This window comes from Atlantibacter sp. RC6, from assembly GCF_014193285.1.
In the GTDB taxonomy this organism is placed as follows: Bacteria; Pseudomonadota; Gammaproteobacteria; order Enterobacterales; family Enterobacteriaceae; genus Atlantibacter.
In genome coordinates this window covers 386,312-405,783 of sequence record NZ_JACHZE010000002.1, presented here as the reverse complement: position 1 = coordinate 405,783, position 19,472 = coordinate 386,312, and the positions used below count along the sequence as shown (strand labels likewise).

The following is a 19,472-nucleotide window of genomic DNA, read 5'->3' as shown; positions in this document are numbered from 1 at the left end:
CACGCTTTTCGGAGTCCGGTGATGCAATCACAACAACATCAGGAAATCTTGCGCACCGAAGGGCTGAGTAAAGTCTTTCCGGGGGTAAAAGCGCTGGATCACGTCGATTTTAGTTTGCGGCGTGGCGAAATTATGGCCTTGCTGGGGGAGAACGGCGCAGGCAAGTCCACATTGATCAAGGCCCTCACCGGCGTGTACCAGCCCGACGGCGGTACAGTCTGGTTAGAGGGCCAAACCATCCGCCCGAAAAATACCGCCCACGCTCAGCAGCTTGGCATCGGCACGGTATACCAGGAAGTGAACCTGCTGCCGAATATGTCGGTGGCGGACAATCTGTTTATTGGCCGCGAACCGAAACGCTTCGGTTTACTGCGCCGCAAAGAGATGGAAAAACGCGCCACGGCGCTGATGGCATCCTACGGTTTCAGCCTGGATGTGCGCGAGCCGCTCAACCGCTTTTCTGTTGCTATGCAGCAAATCGTGGCGATTTGTCGCGCTATCGATTTGTCCGCCAAAGTGCTGATCCTCGATGAACCCACCGCCAGCCTCGATACCAAAGAGGTAGAGATGCTGTTTACCCTGATGCGCCAGTTGCGCGATCAGGGCGTCAGCCTGATTTTCGTGACTCACTTTCTCGACCAGGTTTACGAAGTCACTGACCGCATCACTGTGCTGCGCAACGGCAAGTTTATCGGCACCCGTGATACCAAAGATCTCCCGCAAATTGAACTGGTGAAGATGATGTTGGGCCGCGAGCTGGACCAGAACGCCCTGCAACGCGCCGGGCGCACGCTGCTGAGCGAAAAACCAGTAGCGGCGTTTAAAGACTACGGCAAAAAAGGGGTGATTGCGCCGTTCTCGCTGGAGGTTCGCCCCGGCGAAATCGTCGGCCTGGCGGGATTGTTAGGCTCCGGGCGCACCGAAACCGCTGAAGTGATTTTCGGTATCAAGCCCGCAGACAGCGGCAACGCGCTGATCAAGGGCAAACCGCAGGCGCTGCGTTCACCGCATCAGGCCTCCTGTCTGGGGATCGGCTTCTGCCCGGAAGATCGCAAAACCGATGGGATTATTGCCGCCGCGTCGGTGCGCGAAAACATTATTCTGGCGCTCCAGGCCCAGCGCGGCTGGCTGCGTCCCATTCCGCGCCGCGAACAAAACGACATTGCCGAGCGCTTTATCCGCCAGTTAGGCATCCGCACGCCGAGCGCTGAACAGCCAGTGGAGTTTTTGTCCGGCGGCAATCAGCAAAAAGTGCTGCTGTCGCGCTGGCTGCTGACGCGGCCGCAGTTCCTGATCCTTGATGAACCCACGCGCGGCATCGATGTCGGGGCGCACGCCGAAATCATTCGCCTGATCGAAACGCTGTGCGCCGACGGGCTGGCCCTGCTGGTTATCTCGTCGGAACTGGAAGAGCTGGTGGGGTATGCCGACCGGGTGATCATCATGCGCGACCGGGAACAAGTGGCGGAAATCCCGCTTGAAGAGCTGTCCGTCAGCGCAATTATGAATGCCATCGCGGCATAAGGAGGGCTCTTGATGACTCGTTCAGTGCCGGACGTGGGCGCGCCGAAGCGCCGTTTCCGCTGGCCGCAGGGGATGCCGCAACTGGTGGCGCTGCTACTGGTATTGCTGGTCGACAGCATGGTGGCCGACCATTTTTTCCAAATCGTAGTGCAGGACGGACGCCTGTTTGGCAGCCCGATTGATATCTTAAACCGCGCCGCGCCGGTGGCGCTGCTCGCGATTGGCATGACGCTGGTGATCGCCACCGGCGGTATCGACCTGTCGGTCGGCGCCATCATGGCGATTGCCGGGGCCACTGCGGCGTCATTAACCGTTGCGGGCCAGAGTTTGCCGGTGGTGCTGCTGGGCGCGCTTGGCGTCGGGGTGCTGGCCGGATTATGGAACGGCATCCTGGTGGCGGTGCTAAAAATTCAGCCGTTTGTCGCGACGCTGATTTTGATGGTGGCCGGGCGCGGCGTAGCGCAGCTCATCACCTCAGGGCAGATCGTCACGTTCAACTCGCCCGCGCTCTCTTTCCTGGGCAGCGGTTCGCTGTTGTTTTTCCCGACGCCGGTGATTATCGCGCTGGTGACGCTAATCGTGTTCTGGCTGTTCACCCGCAAAACCGCCCTCGGCATGTTTATCGAAGCGGTGGGGATTAACATCCGCGCGGCGAAAAACGCCGGGGTGAACACCCGCCTGATGGTGATGCTGACCTACGTGCTCAGCGGCCTGTGCGCCGCCATTGCCGGGATTATCGTTACCGCGGATATTCGCGGGGCGGACGCCAACAACGCCGGCCTGTGGCTGGAGCTGGACGCCATCCTCGCGGTGGTGATCGGCGGCGGTTCGCTGATGGGTGGGCGCTTTAACATCGCCCTGTCGGTGGTGGGCGCGCTAATTATCCAGGGGATGAACACCGGGATTTTGCTGTCCGGTTTCCCGCCAGAGTTGAACCAGGTGGTGAAAGCGGTGGTGGTGCTATGCGTGCTGATTGTTCAGTCACCGCGCTTTATTAGTCTGTTACGTCGGAGACGCCGCGATGATTAAACGTAACTTACCGCTGATGATTACCCTGGCGGTGTTTGTGCTGGGTTATCTTTACTGCCTGACGCAGTTCCCCGGTTTTGCTTCCACGCGGGTGATTTGCAACATCCTGACCGATAACGCCTTTCTGGGGATTATCGCCGTCGGGATGACCTTTGTGATCCTCTCCGGCGGTATCGACCTGTCGGTAGGCTCGGTGATCGCTTTTACCGGCGTGTTCCTCGCTAAAGCTATTGGCTTCTGGGGCATATCGCCATTGCTGGCGTTCCCGCTGGTGCTGGCGATGGGCTGCGCCTTCGGCGCGTTTATGGGGTTGCTGATCGACGCGCTGAAAATCCCGGCGTTTATTATTACCCTCGCCGGGATGTTCTTCCTGCGCGGCGTCAGCTATCTGGTATCCGAAGAGTCGATCCCGATTAACCACCCGATTTATGACACGCTTTCCAGCCTCGCCTGGAAAATCCCCGGCGGCGGGCGTTTAAGCGCCATGGGGCTGTTAATGCTCGGCGTGGTGGTGATCGGCATTTTCCTCGCGCACCGCACCCGCTTCGGTAACCAGGTTTACGCCATTGGCGGCAACGCCACTTCTGCGAATCTGATGGGGATTTCTACCCGCAGTACCACCATCCGTATTTATATGCTGTCTACCGGGCTGGCCACCCTCGCGGGCATTGTCTTTTCTGTCTATACCCAGGCGGGCTACGCGCTGGCAGGGGTTGGGGTAGAACTGGATGCCATCGCCTCGGTGGTGATCGGCGGCACGCTGCTTTCCGGCGGCGTCGGCACGGTGCTGGGCACGCTGTTCGGCGTGGCGATCCAGGGGCTGATCCAGACCTATATCAACTTCGACGGCACGCTGAGTTCCTGGTGGACCAAAATCGCCATCGGCATTTTGCTGTTTATCTTTATCGCCCTGCAACGCGGCCTCACCGTACTGTGGGAAAGCCGCCAGAACGCCGCTGTCACTCGCGTTAACCCGGCGGTAGCAAAGCAGTAACATATTGAAAGCATTGGTTCCTGACTAAACTTTTCCTGGCGAATGCCGATAACTCTCTACTGGCTTCACGTGGAGTTATCGGCAACCACCGGGAAATGACTATGTTGAAAAACCTCTCTATCCGCATGGGCCTGCTGGCCGTTCTGGCAGCCATGACGCTGCTGTTATTACTGGTTAGCGGGATCGGTATTTACGCGTTAACCCAAAGCTCCACCTCGCTGCAACGCATTAACCATCTGCAGGGCGAGCAGATCATGCGTCTTAACGACGGCTACACCCAGATCCTGCGGGCGCGTAATGAATCCGGGCAGGCGGTGCGCCTGATGGAAGTCGGCCTGTTGCAGGATGCGGAAAAGTCGGTCAGCCGTATCGAAAGCGAAATCAGCCAGGGGCGCAAAACACTCAAAAGCCTGCTGGAAAGCAATGTCAACGACGAGCAGGGCCAGCAGCTGCTGGGGAAACTGTCGCGTAGCTTCGACGCCTTTAACGTCAACGGTATCACGCCGATGCTGGCTTCGCTGAAAAGTCAGAGCCCGGACGATTACTATGACCTGATGGAAAACGGCCTGATTCCGCTGTCGCAAAAATTTGATAACGACATGCGTACTTTCCTCGGCTGGAGCGAGAACCGGGGTAAAGAGGAAGTGGCGGCAGTTCTGCAACATAAACACATGGTGCTGAGTCTGATGGTGCTGGCGGCGCTGAGCGCGGCGGGCCTGATTGTCGCCGTCTGGTTCGGGATGCGTCATCTGCTGCTGCGCCCGCTGGACCGCGCTATTGTGCAACTTGAACGCGTAGCGGCGGGCGATCTGACTCACACCGTTGCGCCAGGTGCAAAAAACGAGCTGGGCCGCCTGACGAACGCCATCGATGCCATGCGCCAGTCGCTAGTGGTGTCGGTCACCAAAGTCCGCGACGCCAGTGCGCAAATTGACACCGGGAGCCGCGAACTGACCGCCGGGAATATCGATTTATCTCGCCGTACTGAGTCGACCGCCACTTCGCTGGAGCAAACCGCCGCCAGCATGGAGCAGATCACCGCCACCGTGAAGCAGAATGCCGAAAACGCCGAGCAGGCCCACCGGCTGACGCAAACTGTGTCGGAAACCGCCGATCGCGGCAGTGAAATGGTGTGCTACGTGATTGAAAAAATGCGCGATATTTCCGGCAGCGCCAACCGTATCGCCGATATCCTGAGCGTGATTGACGGCATCGCTTTTCAGACCAATATCCTGGCGCTGAATGCGGCGGTAGAAGCTGCGCGTGCCGGTGAGCAGGGGCGGGGATTCGCGGTGGTGGCAGGCGAGGTGCGTACGCTGGCGAGCCGCAGCGCCGAAGCCGCCAAAGAGATCCGCACGCTGATTGCCGATTCGCAAACCCACGTAGGCGAGGGCAGCGAACTGGCGATGCAGGCCGGAGAAACCATGGACGAGATCGCCAGTGAAGTGATGCGCATGACCAAACTGATGCGCGAAATCGCCAGCGCCTCGCAGGAGCAGAGCCGGGGCATTGAGCAGGTGAATATCGCGGTAAGCCAGATGGATGAAGCGGCGCAGCAAAACGCCGCGCTGGTGGAGCAGTCGTCAGCTGCCACTTATTCTCTGGAAGCGCAGTCGCAGCTGCTGGTGGAAACCATGGCGGGTTTTAAAGTGCAATTACAGGCATAAAAATACCCCGGCATGCCGGGGTATCGAAAGACTCAGATCCCCTGCTAACGGCAGGGGATTTTTTTACGCGTCAGGATACTCGCGAATAAAGCGCTCGACGTCGTTGACCATACTATCGGTGCCGACAAAGAACGGACGGCGCTGGTGCAGGCTCTCAGGGATAATATCCAGGATACGGGTTTTCCCGTCGCTCGCCTTGCCGCCCGCCTGTTCCGCCAGGAACGCCATTGGGTTGCATTCATACAGCAAACGCAGTTTCCCTTCCGGATGGCTTGCGGTGCTCGGGTACAGATAAATCCCGCCTTTCAGCAAATTGCGGTGGAAATCCGCCACCAGCGAACCGATATAGCGCGACGTATAAGGACGTTGGGTATTGGCATCTTCTTCCTGGCAGAACTTGATGTACTTCTTCACGCCCTGCGGGAATTTGATGTAGTTACCTTCGTTAATGGAGTAGGTGTTGCCTTTTTTCGGGAAGCGCATGCGCTCCTGGCTCAGGCAGAACACGCCCAGGGAAGGGTCGTAGGTAAAGGCGTGGACGCCGCAACCAGTGGTGTAAACCAGCATGGTCGAAGAGCCGTAAACCACATAACCCGCCGCAACCTGTTTGCTGCCAGGCTGCAAGAAATCTTCTTCGGTCACCGGCGTGCCGACCGGCGTCACGCGGCGGTAAATAGAGAAAATGGTCCCGACGGAGACGTTAACGTCAATGTTGGACGAGCCGTCCAGCGGATCCATCAGCACCACATATTTTGCGTGTTCACAGCCCTCGAACACCACAATTTCGTCTTCTTCTTCCGATGCGATCCCGGCGACGATATCACGCGCTTTCAGCGCGGCCTTCAGTTTTTCGTTCGCGAACAGGTCGAGTTTCTGCTGCACTTCGCCCTGTACGTTTTCAGCGCCGCTGGCACCTAAGATATCAACCAGTCCGGCTTTGTTGATATCGCGATGGATAATCTTGGCACCCAGCTTTATTGCCGACAGCAGCGCCGTCAGTTCGCCGGTAGCATGAGAAAACTCATGCTGCTTTTCGACAATAAATTCACCTAACGTTTTCATAACACTTTCCCTGCATCCTGGTTTGAGTAAAGCGATCGTTTAATCGTAACAAAGATATAAAGGTTAGCGCACAGGTGAATCGAGACAGCAAATAACAGAATCGCCTTAAATGCGTTTCTTCGCGCTCCCACATGTGGGTAGAATATGCGCCGGATGAAAAAAGGACAGTAACGTATGCGTATTCATATTCTGGGTGTGTGTGGCACCTTTATGGGCGGGCTGGCAATGCTGGCGCGGGCCCTGGGCCACGAGGTCACCGGCTCGGATGCAAATGTTTACCCGCCGATGAGTACCCTTCTTGAAAAGCAAGGTATTGATTTAATACAGGGCTATGATGTTGAACAACTCGATCCGCGCCCGGATCTGGTGATCATCGGCAACGCCATGACGCGCGGCAATCTGTGCGTGGAAGCGGTGCTGGAGCAGAATATCCCTTTCATGTCTGGCCCACAGTGGCTGCATGACTTCGTGCTGCGCGACCGCTGGGTCATCGCCATTGCGGGAACCCATGGAAAAACCACCACGGCAGGCATGGCGACCTGGATCCTTGAAGCCTGCGGCTATAAGCCAGGCTTTGTGATTGGCGGCGTGCCGGGCAATTTCGACGTCTCCGCGCGGCTCGGTGAAAGCCCGTTCTTTGTGATTGAGGCGGATGAGTACGACTGCGCCTTCTTCGACAAGCGTTCCAAGTTTGTGCACTACTGCCCGCGCACCCTGGTGCTGAACAACCTGGAGTTCGATCATGCGGATATCTTTGACGATCTGCGGGCCATTCAGAAGCAGTTCCACCATCTGGTGCGCATTGTGCCGGGGCAGGGCAAGATCATTTGGCCAGAAGGCGATGTAAATCTGAAGCAAACCCTGGCGATGGGCTGCTGGAGCGAGCAGGAGCTGGTGGGCGAACAGGGCCAGTGGCAGGCGAAAAAACTCAACGCCGACGCCTCCAACTGGGAAGTGCTGCTGGACGGCGAACGCGTGGCGGAAGTGAACTGGCAGCTGGTGGGCGAGCACAACATGAATAACGGGCTGATGGCGATTGCCGCCGCGCGCCATGTGGGCGTAACGCCCGCTGATGCCGCTTTGGCGCTCAACAGCTTCGTCAACGCCCGCCGCCGTCTGGAGCTGCGCGGTGAAGCCAACGGCGTGACGGTATATGACGATTTCGCCCATCACCCGACGGCGATCCTGGCGACGCTTGCCGCGCTGCGCGGCAAAGTGGGCGGTACGGCGCGTATTCTCGCCGTGCTGGAGCCGCGCTCCAACACCATGAAAATGGGCCACTGCAAGGACGACCTGGCTCCCTCGCTGGGCCGCGCCGATGAAGTGTTTCTGTTCCAGCCGTCGCACATTCCGTGGCAGGTGTTTGAAGTGGCGGATGCCTGCGTTCAGCCGGCGCACTGGAGCGGCGACGTGGACACGCTGGTTGAGATGATCGTGAAAACCGCGCAGCCGGGCGACCATATCCTGGTGATGAGCAACGGCGGTTTTGGCGGTATCCACCAGAAACTGCTGGATGCGCTGGCGAAGAAAGCGGAGCTGGCCACGCAGGAGTAACGTCCAGCGGCTAAACCGACGCCATAAAAAAAGCCCGTCAGCGCGACACTGACGGGCTTTTTGCTGGCCGAATTACACGTCCAGATAATTCATTATGCCGTCGGCGGCTTTACGCCCTTCGGCAATCGCCGTGACCACCAAATCGGAGCCGCGCACGATATCGCCGCCGGCAAAGATTTTCGGGTTGCTGGTCTGGAATGGGTTGTCGCTGCGCTCCGGGGCGATGATGCGGCCCTGGGAGTCCAGCTCCACGCTGTGCTGCGCCAGCCATTCCATGCTGTGCGGACGGAAACCAAACGCCATCACCACCGCGTCAGCAGGCAGAACGTGCTCAGAGCCCGCGACGATCTCAGCGCGACGGCGGCCATTGGCGTCAGGCTCGCCCATCTCGGTGCGCACCATTTTCACGCCAGACACTTTTCCGTTGGCATTGATTTCCACGCCCAGCGGCTGCACGTTGAATTTGAACTCCACCCCTTCTTCACGGGCGTTTTTCACTTCACGGCGCGAACCCGGCATGTTCTCTTCGTCACGGCGGTACGCACAGGTCACGTGCGTCGCGCCCTGACGCACGGAGGTACGTACGCAGTCCATCGCCGTATCGCCACCGCCCAGCACCACCACCCGCTTGCCTTCCATGCTGATATACGGCGATGCCGCATCTTCGCCAAAGCCCATGGTGTTGCGGGTATTGGCAATCAGGAACGGCAGCGCGTCGAATACGCCCGGCGCATCTTCATTTTCAATGCCGCCGCGCATCGACTGGTAGGTGCCGACGCCCAGGAATACGGCGTCGTACTCGGCAAGCAGCGCGTCTAACTGAACATCACGGCCTACTTCGGTGTTGAGCTGGAACTCAATGCCCATGCCGGTGAAAATTTCACGGCGGCGGGTCATCACTTCTTTTTCCAGTTTGAACGCCGGGATACCGAAGGTCAGCAGACCGCCGATTTCCGGGTGACGGTCATACACCACCGCTTTAACGCCGTTACGGGTCAGCACGTCGGCACAGGCGAGGCCCGCCGGGCCCGCGCCGATAATCGCCACGCGTTTGCCGGTTTGCTTCACGCCGGTCATATCCGGACGCCAGCCCATCTCGAATGCTTTATCGTTGATATAGCGCTCGATGTTGCCGATAGTCACCGCGCCGAACTCGTCGTTCAGGGTGCATGACCCTTCACACAGGCGATCCTGCGGGCATACGCGGCCACAGACTTCCGGCAGGGTGTTGGTCTGGTGCGACAGTTCCGCCGCCTCGAAAATACGCCCTTCGTTGGCCAGTTTCAGCCAGTTCGGAATGTAGTTATGAACCGGGCATTTCCATTCGCAGTACGGGTTACCGCAGGAGAGACAGCGGTCCGCCTGGGCTTTCGCCTGGCTTTCTGAAAACGGCTCGTAGATCTCAACAAACTCAATTTTACGGATTTTGAGTGGTTTTTTCGGCGGATCAACGCGCTGTAAGTCGATAAATTGATAAACGTTCTGACTCATGACTATTCCTTACTGCGCCTGCACCCGCAATTCAGCGGCGCTGCGACTACGGTGACCCAACAATGCTTTGACATCACTGGACTTCGGTTTAACCAGCGCGAATTTCGCCGAGAACGCTGGCCAGTTCGCCAGGATCTCTTCGCCGCGCTGGGAGCCGGTCAACTGCACGTGCTCCGTGATCAGACCGCGTAAGTGCTCTTCATGGATGGCAAGCTCGTCCACGTTCAGCACTTCCACCAGTTCCGGGTTCACGCGCTTACGGAATTCACCGTCTTCATCCAGCACGTAGGCGAAGCCGCCGGTCATGCCCGCGCCGAAGTTAACGCCGGTTTTACCCAGAATACAGACGATACCGCCGGTCATATATTCACAACCGTTATCGCCGATGCCTTCCACCACCGTGATAGCCCCGGAGTTACGCACCCCGAAACGCTCGCCCGCGCGGCCCGCCGCATACAGACGACCGCCGGTCGCGCCGTACAGGCAGGTGTTGCCGATGATACTGGCTTCATGGCTGCGGAACGCGGAACCCACCGGCGGACGAATCGCCAGTAAACCGCCTGCCATGCCTTTGCCCACATAGTCGTTGGCATCGCCGGTCAAATACAGCTCCACGCCGCCGGCGTTCCAGACGCCGAAGCTCTGGCCCGCGGTGCCGTTGAAGTGCGCCTTGATCGGGTCGGAGGCCAGGCCCTGGTCGCCGTGCGTCTGGGCGATATAGCCCGACAGCAGCGCGCCCACGGAACGGTCGGTATTGCGGATATCAAACCAGAAGGTCTTGCTCTGTTTCTGGTCAACGTACTCTTTCGCCTGGCTCAGCAGCTGCGCGTTCAGCACGCCGTTATCGAACGGCGGGTTGGTTTCGGTGCAGTACAGCGCTTTACCCGGGTGCGGTTCCGCGGTTTCCAGCAGTTTGCCGAGATCCAGTTTCTGTTGCTTGGCCGTGAAACCGTCCAGCTCTTTCAGCAGGTCGGTGCGGCCAATCAGATCCACCAGGCGCTTCACGCCCAGTTGCGCCATCAACTCGCGGGTTTCACGGGCGATAAATTCAAAGTAGTTGGTCACTTTGAACGGCAGGCCGTGATAGTGGTTCTTACGTAGTTTGTCATCCTGAGTCGCGACGCCGGTAGCGCAGTTGTTCAGGTGGCAAATACGCAGGTATTTACAGCCCAGCGCTACCATCGGGCCGGTGCCGAAGCCAAAGCTTTCCGCGCCCAGAATCGCCGCTTTGATGATATCGAGGCCAGTTTTCAGGCCGCCATCCACCTGCAGGCGGATTTTATGACGCAGACCGTTAGCCACCAGCGCCTGCTGGGTTTCCACCAGGCCCAGTTCCCACGGGCATCCCGCATATTTCACTGAAGAAAGCGGGCTTGCGCCAGTGCCGCCGTCGTAGCCGGCGATGGTGATCAGGTCCGCATAGGCTTTCGCCACGCCGGTGGCGATGGTGCCCACGCCCGGCTCGGAAACCAGTTTCACCGAGATCAGCGCTTTCGGGTTGACCTGCTTCAGGTCGAAAATCAGCTGCGCCAAATCTTCAATCGAGTAGATATCGTGATGCGGCGGCGGGGAGATCAGCGTCACGCCCGGCACCGAATAACGCAGTTTGGCGATGTATGGGGTGACTTTATCACCCGGCAACTGGCCGCCTTCGCCCGGTTTCGCGCCCTGCGCCACTTTAATCTGGATCACATCGGCATTGACCAGGTACGACGGGGTCACACCGAAGCGGCCCGAAGCAACCTGTTTGATGCGCGACACTTTATTGGTGCCGTAGCGAGCAGGATCTTCACCGCCTTCGCCAGAATTCGAGTTGCCGCCGATGCTATTCATGGCTTCCGCCAGCGCTTCGTGGGCTTCCGGGCTCAGCGCGCCGATGGACATCGCTGCGGTATCAAAGCGTTTAAACAGTTCGCTCGCTGGTTCTACGTCGTTGATGCTAACCGTTTCGCCCTGCGGGTTGAGCGCCAGCAAATCGCGCAGGGTGGCCGCCGGACGTTCGTTAACCAGCTTGGCGTACTCCTGATAATCGCTGTACTCGCCGCTTTGCACTGCCTGTTGCAGGGTGCGCACCACGTCAGGGTTGTAGGCGTGGTATTCGCCGCCGTGCACGTACTTCAGCAGGCCGCCCTGTTCCAGCGGTTTGCGGGCCAGCCAGCTGCGCTTCGACAGGTTCAACAGATCTTGCTGGAAGTCGGCAAAACCGGCGCCACCGATACGGCTAACCACGCCCTGGAAGCACAGGCTGGAGACTTCGTCATGCAGACCCACGGCTTCAAACAGCTTCGAGCAACGGTAAGAGGCGATCGTCGAGATGCCCATTTTGGACATGATCTTGTACAGGCCTTTATTGATGCCGTTGCGGTAGTTCTGCATCACCGCGCGGTAGCTTTTCTCAATGGCGTGGGTATCCACCAGTTTTGCCAGTGATTCATAGGCCAGATATGGGTAGATCGCGGTTGCGCCAAAGCCGAGCAGTACGGCGAAGTGGTGCGGATCGCGGGCGCTGGCGGTTTCAACAATGATGTTGGCGTCGCAGCGCAGGCTCTTATCCACCAGGCGAGTCTGGATTGCGCCCACCGCCATCGGCGCCGGAACCGGCAGACGGTTTTTGGCGATGTTACGGTCAGACAGCACCAGCAGCACCGTGCCGTTGCGCACCATCTGTTCGGCTTTATCGCACAGCGCTTTCACCGTCTCTTCCAGCGAGGTTTCGGTGACGTCGAACGTTATGTCCAGCACATCGGCGCGATAGTGCTCTTCGGTCATGGTGGTGAGCTGATTGAAATCAGACCACAGCAGGATCGGCGATTTAAAGCTTAAGCGGTGCGCCTGGCCTTCGGCCTCGCAGAACACGTTCATCTCGCGGCCAATGCTGGTGGCCAGCGACATCACGTGCGCTTCGCGCAGCGGGTCGATCGGCGGGTTGGTTACCTGCGCGAACTGCTGGCGGAAGTAATCATAGATAATACGCGGCTGGCTGGAGAGCACGGCGAACGGGGTATCGTCACCCATTGAACCGACCGCTTCCTGGCCGTTTTCGCCCAGCACGCGGATCACCGAGTCCAGCTCTTCGAAACTGTAGTTAAACTGCTTCTGGTAGCTGGCGAGGGTATCGTCGTCCATTTCGCGGGTGCCGACCTGATCGTCAGGCAGATCTTCAAACGGCACCAGACGACGCACGTTTTTCTCCATCCACTCTTTATACGGATGGCGGATTTTCAGATCGTGGTCGGTTTCCGCCGAGTGCAGAATGCGGCCAATGCGGGTGTCGATAACCATCAGCTCGCCCGGCCCAACGCGGCCTTTTTCCACCACTTCATCAGGCTGGTAATCCCAGATGCCTACTTCAGAGGCGCAGGTGATCAGCTTGTCTTTGGTGATAACGTAGCGCGCCGGACGCAGACCGTTACGGTCCAGGTTACAGGCGGCGAAGCGGCCATCGGACATGACGATGCCCGCCGGGCCGTCCCACGGCTCCATATGCATGGAGTTAAAGTCGAAGAACGCGCGCAGATCCGGGTCCATGTTCGGGTTGTTCTGCCAGGCAGGCGGCACCAGCAGGCGCATGGCGCGCACGATGTCCATCCCACCGGCCAGCAGCAGTTCGAGCATGTTATCCATCGAGCTGGAGTCGGAACCGGTTTCGTTTACGAACGGCGCAGCGTCATGCAGATCCGGGATCAGCGGGGTCTGGAATTTATAAGTACGGGCACGCGCCCACTGGCGGTTGCCGGTAATGGTGTTGATTTCGCCGTTGTGCGCCAGGTAGCGGAACGGTTGGGCCAGCGGCCAGCGCGGCACGGTGTTGGTGGAGAAGCGCTGGTGGAACAGGCAGATGGCCGATTCCAGACGCAGGTCCGCCAGGTCCAGGTAAAAACGCGGCAGATCCGCCGGCATACACAGACCTTTATAGATGTTGACCAGGTTCGACAGGCTACAGACGTAAAAGTCTTTGTCTTGCTGATTGCGTTTTTCGATACGGCGGCGGGCGATAAACAGACGGCGCTCCATATCACGCGGGCGCCAGCCCGCAGGGGCGTTAACAAAAATTTGTTCGATTCGCGGCAGGGAGGAGAGGGCGATTTCACCGAGTACGCCGTCGTTGGTCGGCACTTCGCGCCAGCCTACGATCGACAGGGTTTCACGTTGCAACTCTTCTTCAACGATGCGACGGCTCTGTGCCGCCAGTTCCGGGTCCTGATTTAAAAACAGCATCCCGACGGCGTAGTTTTTTGCTAAGCGCCAGCCGCGCTCTTCCGCGACCAGGCGAAAGAAACGGTCAGGTTTTTGTAACAGCAGGCCGCACCCGTCGCCGGTTTTGCCGTCTGCGAGGATTGCGCCACGGTGCTGCATACGGGCCAGTGCGTGAATAGCGGTACGCACTACCTTGTGGCTAGGTTCGCCTTCTATGTGGGCGATCAGGCCGAAACCACAGTTATCCTTCTCAAGGGATTTATCGTACAACATATCAGTGAACCTCCCCAGGCTCTGCGGACTCGCTCCGACACCGATTGCGCGCGGACACAGCAAGAGCAGGCGACGGGGTTTGGCGTGTCATACGCGCACCTCGCATTCGCCCTCTCAATATCCTTTTCGCATCGGTACACAAGTGTTGAGGACTTGCTTCAGAGGGAATCTCAATTACTGCATAAATATGATGAGCAGAGTGCTCATCCAGAAAGCTTCCAGCGGATTTCCAAGTTATCGGGATTTGCGACACAGGTCAAATGGCATTCTTATTTATTCAAATTTGTGCTAACGATGCATTAACATAATGAATTTAAAAGGTATTTGATGGATTTTTGTTTGCCTGAAGTGGTCTGAACAGCATTGGCAAGTGTGATCTGTCTCACTAACAAAAAGCGGCTAAAACTATATAGCGCGCTGTTGTTAAATAAATTGCTAGATTATTATGCTGAATATGCCGGTAGAGCCGCATAATGCCTCTGTTTTCGCGGCTATGTCATATTCTTTAAATAATGGGGGAGTTTATAAGTAAAAGTAATTGCTTCAGGAGTGACTGAAATTCCGATAATTATGAATGATTATTCAAATGATAAAGGCAAGGGCAGACGCTTGATCCACATCATCGCCGTTACGAGGTAAAAATGGCAGTCTGAGGCCCTTTTTCAGGCCGGCCCTCCAGATTATGCAGTTACAAAAATTAGTCAATATGTTTGGTGGCGATCTTTCACGTCGCTACGGACAAAAAGTTCATAAGCTCACGTTGCACGGCGGCTTTAGCTGCCCCAACCGCGATGGCACCTTAGGGCGCGGCGGTTGCACTTTCTGCAATGTAGCCTCCTTTGCCGACGAAGCGCAGCAGCACCGCAGTATCGCTGAACAGCTCGCCGACCAGGCGCGGCTGGTTAATCGCGCCCGCCGCTATCTGGCCTATTTCCAGGCCTACACCAGTACCTTTGCCGAAGTGCAGCTGTTGCGCAGTATGTATCAGCAGGCGATTGCACAGGCCAACGTGGTGGGGCTTTGCGTCGGAACGCGTCCGGACTGTGTACCGGACAGCGTACTGGATCTGCTGTGCTGCTATCGCGAGCAAGGCTATGAAGTGTGGCTGGAACTGGGTCTGCAAACCGCCAACGATAAAACGCTCCATCGTATTAACCGCGGCCATGATTTCGCCTGCTACCAGAAAACGACCCGGCTTGCCCGGGAGCGCGGCCTGAAAGTCTGCACGCATCTGATTGTCGGTTTGCCCGGCGAAGGCCATCAGGATGCGCTTAACACGCTGGAAAGCGTGGTGGACACCGGCACTGACGGCATCAAACTGCATCCGCTGCATATCGTCACCGGTAGCTCTATGGCGAAAGCCTGGGCGGCAGGGCGGCTCAATGCCATTGAACTGGAGGATTACACCACCATCGCGGGCGAATTGATCCGTCACACGCCGCCGGAGATTATCTATCATCGTATTTCCGCCAGCGCGCGGCGGCCCACGCTGCTGGCGCCGCTATGGTGCGAAAACCGCTGGACCGGGATGGTGGAAATTGATCGTTACCTGAGCCGCGAGGGCGTTCAGGGCTCGGCATTAGGAACGCCCTGGCAGGCAAATCCTCCTGCTATCGCCGTTTAACGCCGCGTTGAAACGGCGATAAATGGATTCTACCGCGCACTTTTTTTCACAACCTTCAGCGTAACGGCCGGAATTGAGTATTATTGAGCGGTACGCAGCAAAGGAACATCCTATGAAGCAAATCCGTTTATTGGCACAGTATTACGTCGACCTGTTGGTCAAACTTGGGCTGGTTCGTTTTTCGCTATTACTGGCTCTGGTGCTGGTGATACTGGCGATGGTTGTGCAAATGGCGGTGACCATGGTGCTGCATGGTCGGGTCGAAAGTATCGATGTGATCCGCTCTATCTTCTTCGGTTTGTTGATCACCCCCTGGGCGGTCTATTTCCTGTCGGTGGTGGTCGAGCAACTGGAAGAGTCGCGCCAGCGTCTGTCAAAGCTGGTGGATAAGCTGGAAGAGATGCGCGAGCGCGACCTGAAGCTCAATATTCAGTTAAAAGACAACATTACCCAGCTTAACCAGCAGAATGCCGAGCGTGAGAAGGCGGAGGCCGAGCGCCAGAAAGTGCTGGAGCAGCTCACCGTCGAGATGAAAGAGCGCGAAGTGACGCAAATCCAGCTCGAGCAGCAATCGTCGTTTCTGCGCTCCTTTCTGGATGCCTCGCCGGACCTGGTTTTCTATCGCAACGAAGACAAAGCGTTTTCTGGCTGCAACCGCGCCATGGAGTTACTGACCGGCAAAAGCGAGAAACAGCTTATCGGCCTACAGCCGCACGATGTCTATGCGCCGGAAGCGGCGGAAAAGGTCATTGAGACCGATGAGAAAGTGTTCCGTCACAACGTCTCGCTGACCTATGAACAGTGGCTCGATTATCCCGATGGCCGCAAAGCCTGTTTTGAAATCCGTAAAGTGCCGTACTACGACCGCGTGGGCAAACGCCACGGGCTGATGGGCTTTGGCCGCGACATTACCGAACGCAAGCGCTACCAGGATGCGCTGGAACGCGCCAGCCGCGACAAGACCACCTTTATTTCTACCATCAGCCACGAGCTGCGCACGCCGTTGAACGGCATCGTCGGCCTGAGCCGCATTTTGCTGGATACCGACCTCACGGCAGAACAGCAAAAATACCTGAAAACGATCCACGTCTCCGCCGTCACGCTTGGCAATATCTTTAACGATATTATCGACATGGATAAGATCGAACGCCGCAAAGTGCAGCTTGATAACCAGCCGATCGACTTCACCGGCTTCCTGGCGGACCTCGAAAACCTCTCCGGCTTACAGGCGCAACAAAAAGGGCTGCGCTTTGTTATGGAGCCTGCTCTGCCGCTGCCGCATAAGGTCATCACCGACGGGACGCGCCTGCGTCAGATTATCTGGAACCTGATCAGCAACGCGGTGAAATTCACCCAGAAAGGCCAGGTAACGGTGCGGGTCAGCTACGAAAACAGCATGCTGCGGTTCGAAGTGGAGGATTCCGGTATCGGCATCCCGCAGAACGAGCAGGATAAAATCTTCGCCATGTATTATCAGGTAAAAGACAGCCACGGCGGCAAGCCCGCTACCGGCACCGGTATCGGCCTGGCGGTATCGCGGCGGCTGGCGAAAAACATGGGCGGCGATATCACCGTCAGCAGCCATCCCGGCAAAGGCTCGGTATTTACCCTGACGGTTCAGGCGCCGCGCGTGGCGGAAGAGATCGACAGCACCTCTGACGAGGACGATATGCCGCTACCGGCACTGCATGTGCTGCTGGTGGAAGACATTGAACTGAACGTGATTGTCGCTCGTTCGGTGCTGGAAAAAATGGGTAACAGCGTCGATGTGGCGATGACCGGCCAGGAAGCGCTGGATATGTTTAAACTGGGCGAATACGACCTGGTGCTGCTGGACATCCAACTCCCGGACATGACCGGGTTGGATATCTCCCGCAAGCTGACCAGCCAGTTCGACGCCAGTGAGTTGCCGCCGCTGGTGGCGTTGACCGCCAACGTGCTGAAAGATAAAGCCGAGTACCTGGCGGCGGGCATGGATGATGTGCTCAGCAAACCTTTGTCCGTCCCGGCGCTCACCGCGATGATCAAGAAATTCTGGGATTCCCGTTCAAACCATGAGGAGAGGATCGTGTCACTCGAACAACACAGCAAACAGAATGCATTGTTGGATATCGCCATGCTGGAGCAGTACATGGAACTGGTTGGGCCGAAACTGATCACTGACGGTCTGGCCGTGTTTGAGAAAATGATGCCGGGCTACCTGAGCGTGCTGGACTCCAATCTCACCGCCCGGGATCAAAAAGGGATCACGGAAGAGGGGCATAAGATCAAAGGCGCGGCGGGATCGATCGGGTTACGCCACCTCCAGCAAGTTGCCCAGCAGATCCAGTCTCCGGATCTTCCGGCATGGTGGGATAACGTTGGTGAGTGGATTGAAGAGTTGAAACAGGAGTGGCAAAACGACGTGGCGGTATTGAAAGCGTGGGTAGCGAATGCACCAAAAAAATGACCCCGGCTATACCGGGGTGCGCGAATACTGCGCCAACACCAGGGAAATCGAGGCCATGTTAGTGGTGTTGTGTTAGTCGAGTAACATGGCCGGGTAGATGAAACAGCACGTGCATTAAGATAGCAAAACTTAAATTTATTGTTACGTGAATCAGTTAAATGTGTGAAGCATAGCGTTTTATAAGCGTAATTAATCTGCTTCGGGAGCCAGGAAGAAAGGAAAATCACGATGAAAAAAATTGGCGTGGTGTTGGCAGGATGTGGCGTTTATGACGGCGCTGAGATCCATGAAGCGGTGATCACTTTACTGGCGCTGGCGCGGCAGGGCGCGCAAGCCTGCTGCTTTGCGCCGGATAAACCTCAGGCCGATGTGATCAATCATCTGACCGGGGATCCTATGGCGGAAAGCCGCAATGTGCTGATCGAAGCGGCGCGTATTGCCCGGGGCGCGATCGCGCCTCTCAGCGCGGCGAATGCCGATGAACTGGACGCGCTGATCGTGCCGGGCGGCTTTGGTGCGGCGAAAAACCTCAGCAATTTCGCCAGCCAGGGCAGCGAATGCGGCGTTGATCCTGAACTCAAGCGCCTGGTGCAGGCGATGCACGCGGCGGGTAAACCGCTGGGATTCCTGTGCATCGCGCCCGCCATGCTGCCGAAACTGATCCCCGCGCCGTTGCGCCTGACCATCGGCACCGACATCGACACCGCCGAAGTCATCGAAGAGATGGGTGGCGAACACGTTCCTTGCCCGGTGGAAGACATCGTGGTGGACGAAGAGAACAAACTGGTCACTACCCCGGCGTACATGCTGGCTAAACGCATTGATGAAGCGGCGGATGGTATCGAGAAACTGGTCGCCAGGGTGTTGGATCTGTGCGAATGACGCGGGGCCGCTTGCCGATCGTCGGTACGCTGAAGCGTGGAGTTATCCGCTTACTATTAGGGATCGCCAGTTTGTGGATCGCCGGGATCCTGCTGTTCAGCATGCTGCCGGTGCCTTTTTCCGCGGTGATGATTGAGCGGCAGCTTTCCGCCTGGCTGCACGGTGATTTCGGCTATGTGGCGCATTCTGACTGGGTCGGCATGGATGAGATCTCGCCGTGGATGGGCCTGGCGGTGATAGCCGCCGAGGATCAAAAATTCCCGGAGCACTGGGGATTTGATATGGCGGCGATCCAGAAAGCCGTCGCCCATAACGAACACCATGAAACCCGCATTCGCGGTGCGTCAACGCTGTCTCAGCAAACGGCGAAAAATATGTTTCTGTGGGATGGCCGCAGCTGGCTGCGCAAGGGGCTGGAGGCGGGGTTAACCGTGGGGATCGAGACCGTGTGGAGTAAGCGGCGGATCCTGACGGTGTATCTGAACATTGCTGAATTCGGTAATGGGATCTTTGGGGTGGAAGCCGCCGCGCAGCATTATTTCAATAAGCCGGCCAGCCAGCTTAGCGCCTCGCAGGCTGCGTTGCTGGCCGCCGTGCTGCCCAACCCGTTGCGTTTTAAAGCCGATGCGCCATCAGGCTACGTGCGTGCGCGCCAGGCGTGGATCCTGCGTCAAATGCGCCAGCTTGGCGGGGAGTCGTATATGGCTCAGCACCAGCTCCACTGAG

General features: G+C 57.7%; 12 protein-coding genes. 9 read left to right on the top strand and 3 right to left on the bottom strand.

Annotation, left to right across the window (positions count from 1 at the left end; all coding sequences use genetic code 11):
• Nucleotides 1-21 precede the first annotated feature (21 nt).
• The 4 genes from ytfR to FHW74_RS06950 all read left to right on the top strand — a co-directional run bounded on the left by ytfR (nucleotide 22) and on the right by FHW74_RS06950 (nucleotide 5,214).
• The gene (gene ytfR, locus FHW74_RS06965) at nucleotides 22-1,524 is read left to right on the top strand and encodes a galactofuranose ABC transporter, ATP-binding protein YtfR (protein ID WP_183169772.1); all 1,503 of its coding nucleotides are present in this window, start codon (nucleotides 22-24) and stop codon (nucleotides 1,522-1,524) included.
• Between the two features lie 9 nt (nucleotides 1,525-1,533).
• Nucleotides 1,534-2,553 (top strand): galactofuranose ABC transporter, ATP-binding protein YtfT, encoded by a 1,020-nt coding sequence (gene ytfT, locus FHW74_RS06960; protein ID WP_183169771.1) that lies wholly within the window; start codon nucleotides 1,534-1,536, stop codon nucleotides 2,551-2,553.
• Nucleotides 2,546-3,547: a galactofuranose ABC transporter, permease protein YjfF gene (yjfF, locus tag FHW74_RS06955; RefSeq protein ID WP_183169770.1), complete on the top strand. Its 1,002-nt coding sequence runs from the start codon at nucleotides 2,546-2,548 to the stop codon at nucleotides 3,545-3,547. Before ytfT ends, yjfF begins: the two co-directional genes overlap by 8 nt.
• Nucleotides 3,548-3,648: 101 nt before the next feature.
• Complete coding sequence (locus tag FHW74_RS06950; protein ID WP_183169769.1) at nucleotides 3,649-5,214, top strand: methyl-accepting chemotaxis protein; 1,566 nt, start codon at nucleotides 3,649-3,651, stop codon at nucleotides 5,212-5,214.
• Nucleotides 5,215-5,277: 63 nt separating this feature from the next.
• On the opposite strand, the gene fbp is transcribed toward FHW74_RS06950, so the two are convergent.
• Entirely contained in the window at nucleotides 5,278-6,276 is a 999-nt protein-coding gene (gene fbp / locus FHW74_RS06945; protein WP_183169768.1) for a class 1 fructose-bisphosphatase, read from the bottom strand.
• Nucleotides 6,277-6,450: 174 nt separating this feature from the next.
• Between fbp and mpl the strand changes: the two genes are divergently transcribed.
• Entirely contained in the window at nucleotides 6,451-7,830 is a 1,380-nt protein-coding gene (mpl, locus tag FHW74_RS06940; protein ID WP_183169767.1) for a UDP-N-acetylmuramate:L-alanyl-gamma-D-glutamyl-meso-diaminopimelate ligase, read from the top strand.
• A gap of 72 nt (nucleotides 7,831-7,902) precedes the next feature.
• On the opposite strand, the gene FHW74_RS06935 is transcribed toward mpl, so the two are convergent.
• Both FHW74_RS06935 and gltB read right to left on the bottom strand, forming a co-directional pair.
• The gene (locus FHW74_RS06935; protein ID WP_183169766.1) at nucleotides 7,903-9,321 is read right to left on the bottom strand and encodes a glutamate synthase small subunit; all 1,419 of its coding nucleotides are present in this window, start codon (nucleotides 9,319-9,321) and stop codon (nucleotides 7,903-7,905) included.
• Between the two features lie 9 nt (nucleotides 9,322-9,330).
• Nucleotides 9,331-13,791 (bottom strand): glutamate synthase large subunit, encoded by a 4,461-nt coding sequence (gene gltB / locus FHW74_RS06930; protein ID WP_183169765.1) that lies wholly within the window; start codon nucleotides 13,789-13,791, stop codon nucleotides 9,331-9,333.
• Nucleotides 13,792-14,473: 682 nt separating this feature from the next.
• Between gltB and FHW74_RS06925 the strand changes: the two genes are divergently transcribed.
• From FHW74_RS06925 to mtgA, 4 genes are all read left to right on the top strand, one after another.
• Nucleotides 14,474-15,415: a TIGR01212 family radical SAM protein gene (locus FHW74_RS06925; protein ID WP_183169764.1), complete on the top strand. Its 942-nt coding sequence runs from the start codon at nucleotides 14,474-14,476 to the stop codon at nucleotides 15,413-15,415.
• A gap of 112 nt (nucleotides 15,416-15,527) precedes the next feature.
• Nucleotides 15,528-17,864, top strand: a complete 2,337-nt coding sequence (gene arcB, locus FHW74_RS06920; protein WP_183169763.1) for an aerobic respiration two-component sensor histidine kinase ArcB — start codon at nucleotides 15,528-15,530, stop codon at nucleotides 17,862-17,864.
• A 228-nt stretch (nucleotides 17,865-18,092) separates the two neighbouring features.
• Nucleotides 18,093-18,746, top strand: a complete 654-nt coding sequence (gene elbB, locus FHW74_RS06915; protein ID WP_183169762.1) for an isoprenoid biosynthesis glyoxalase ElbB — start codon at nucleotides 18,093-18,095, stop codon at nucleotides 18,744-18,746.
• Nucleotides 18,743-19,471, top strand: a complete 729-nt coding sequence (gene mtgA / locus FHW74_RS06910; RefSeq protein WP_183169956.1) for a monofunctional biosynthetic peptidoglycan transglycosylase — start codon at nucleotides 18,743-18,745, stop codon at nucleotides 19,469-19,471. Before elbB ends, mtgA begins: the two co-directional genes overlap by 4 nt.
• The last annotated feature ends 1 nt before the right edge of the window (nucleotide 19,472 follow it).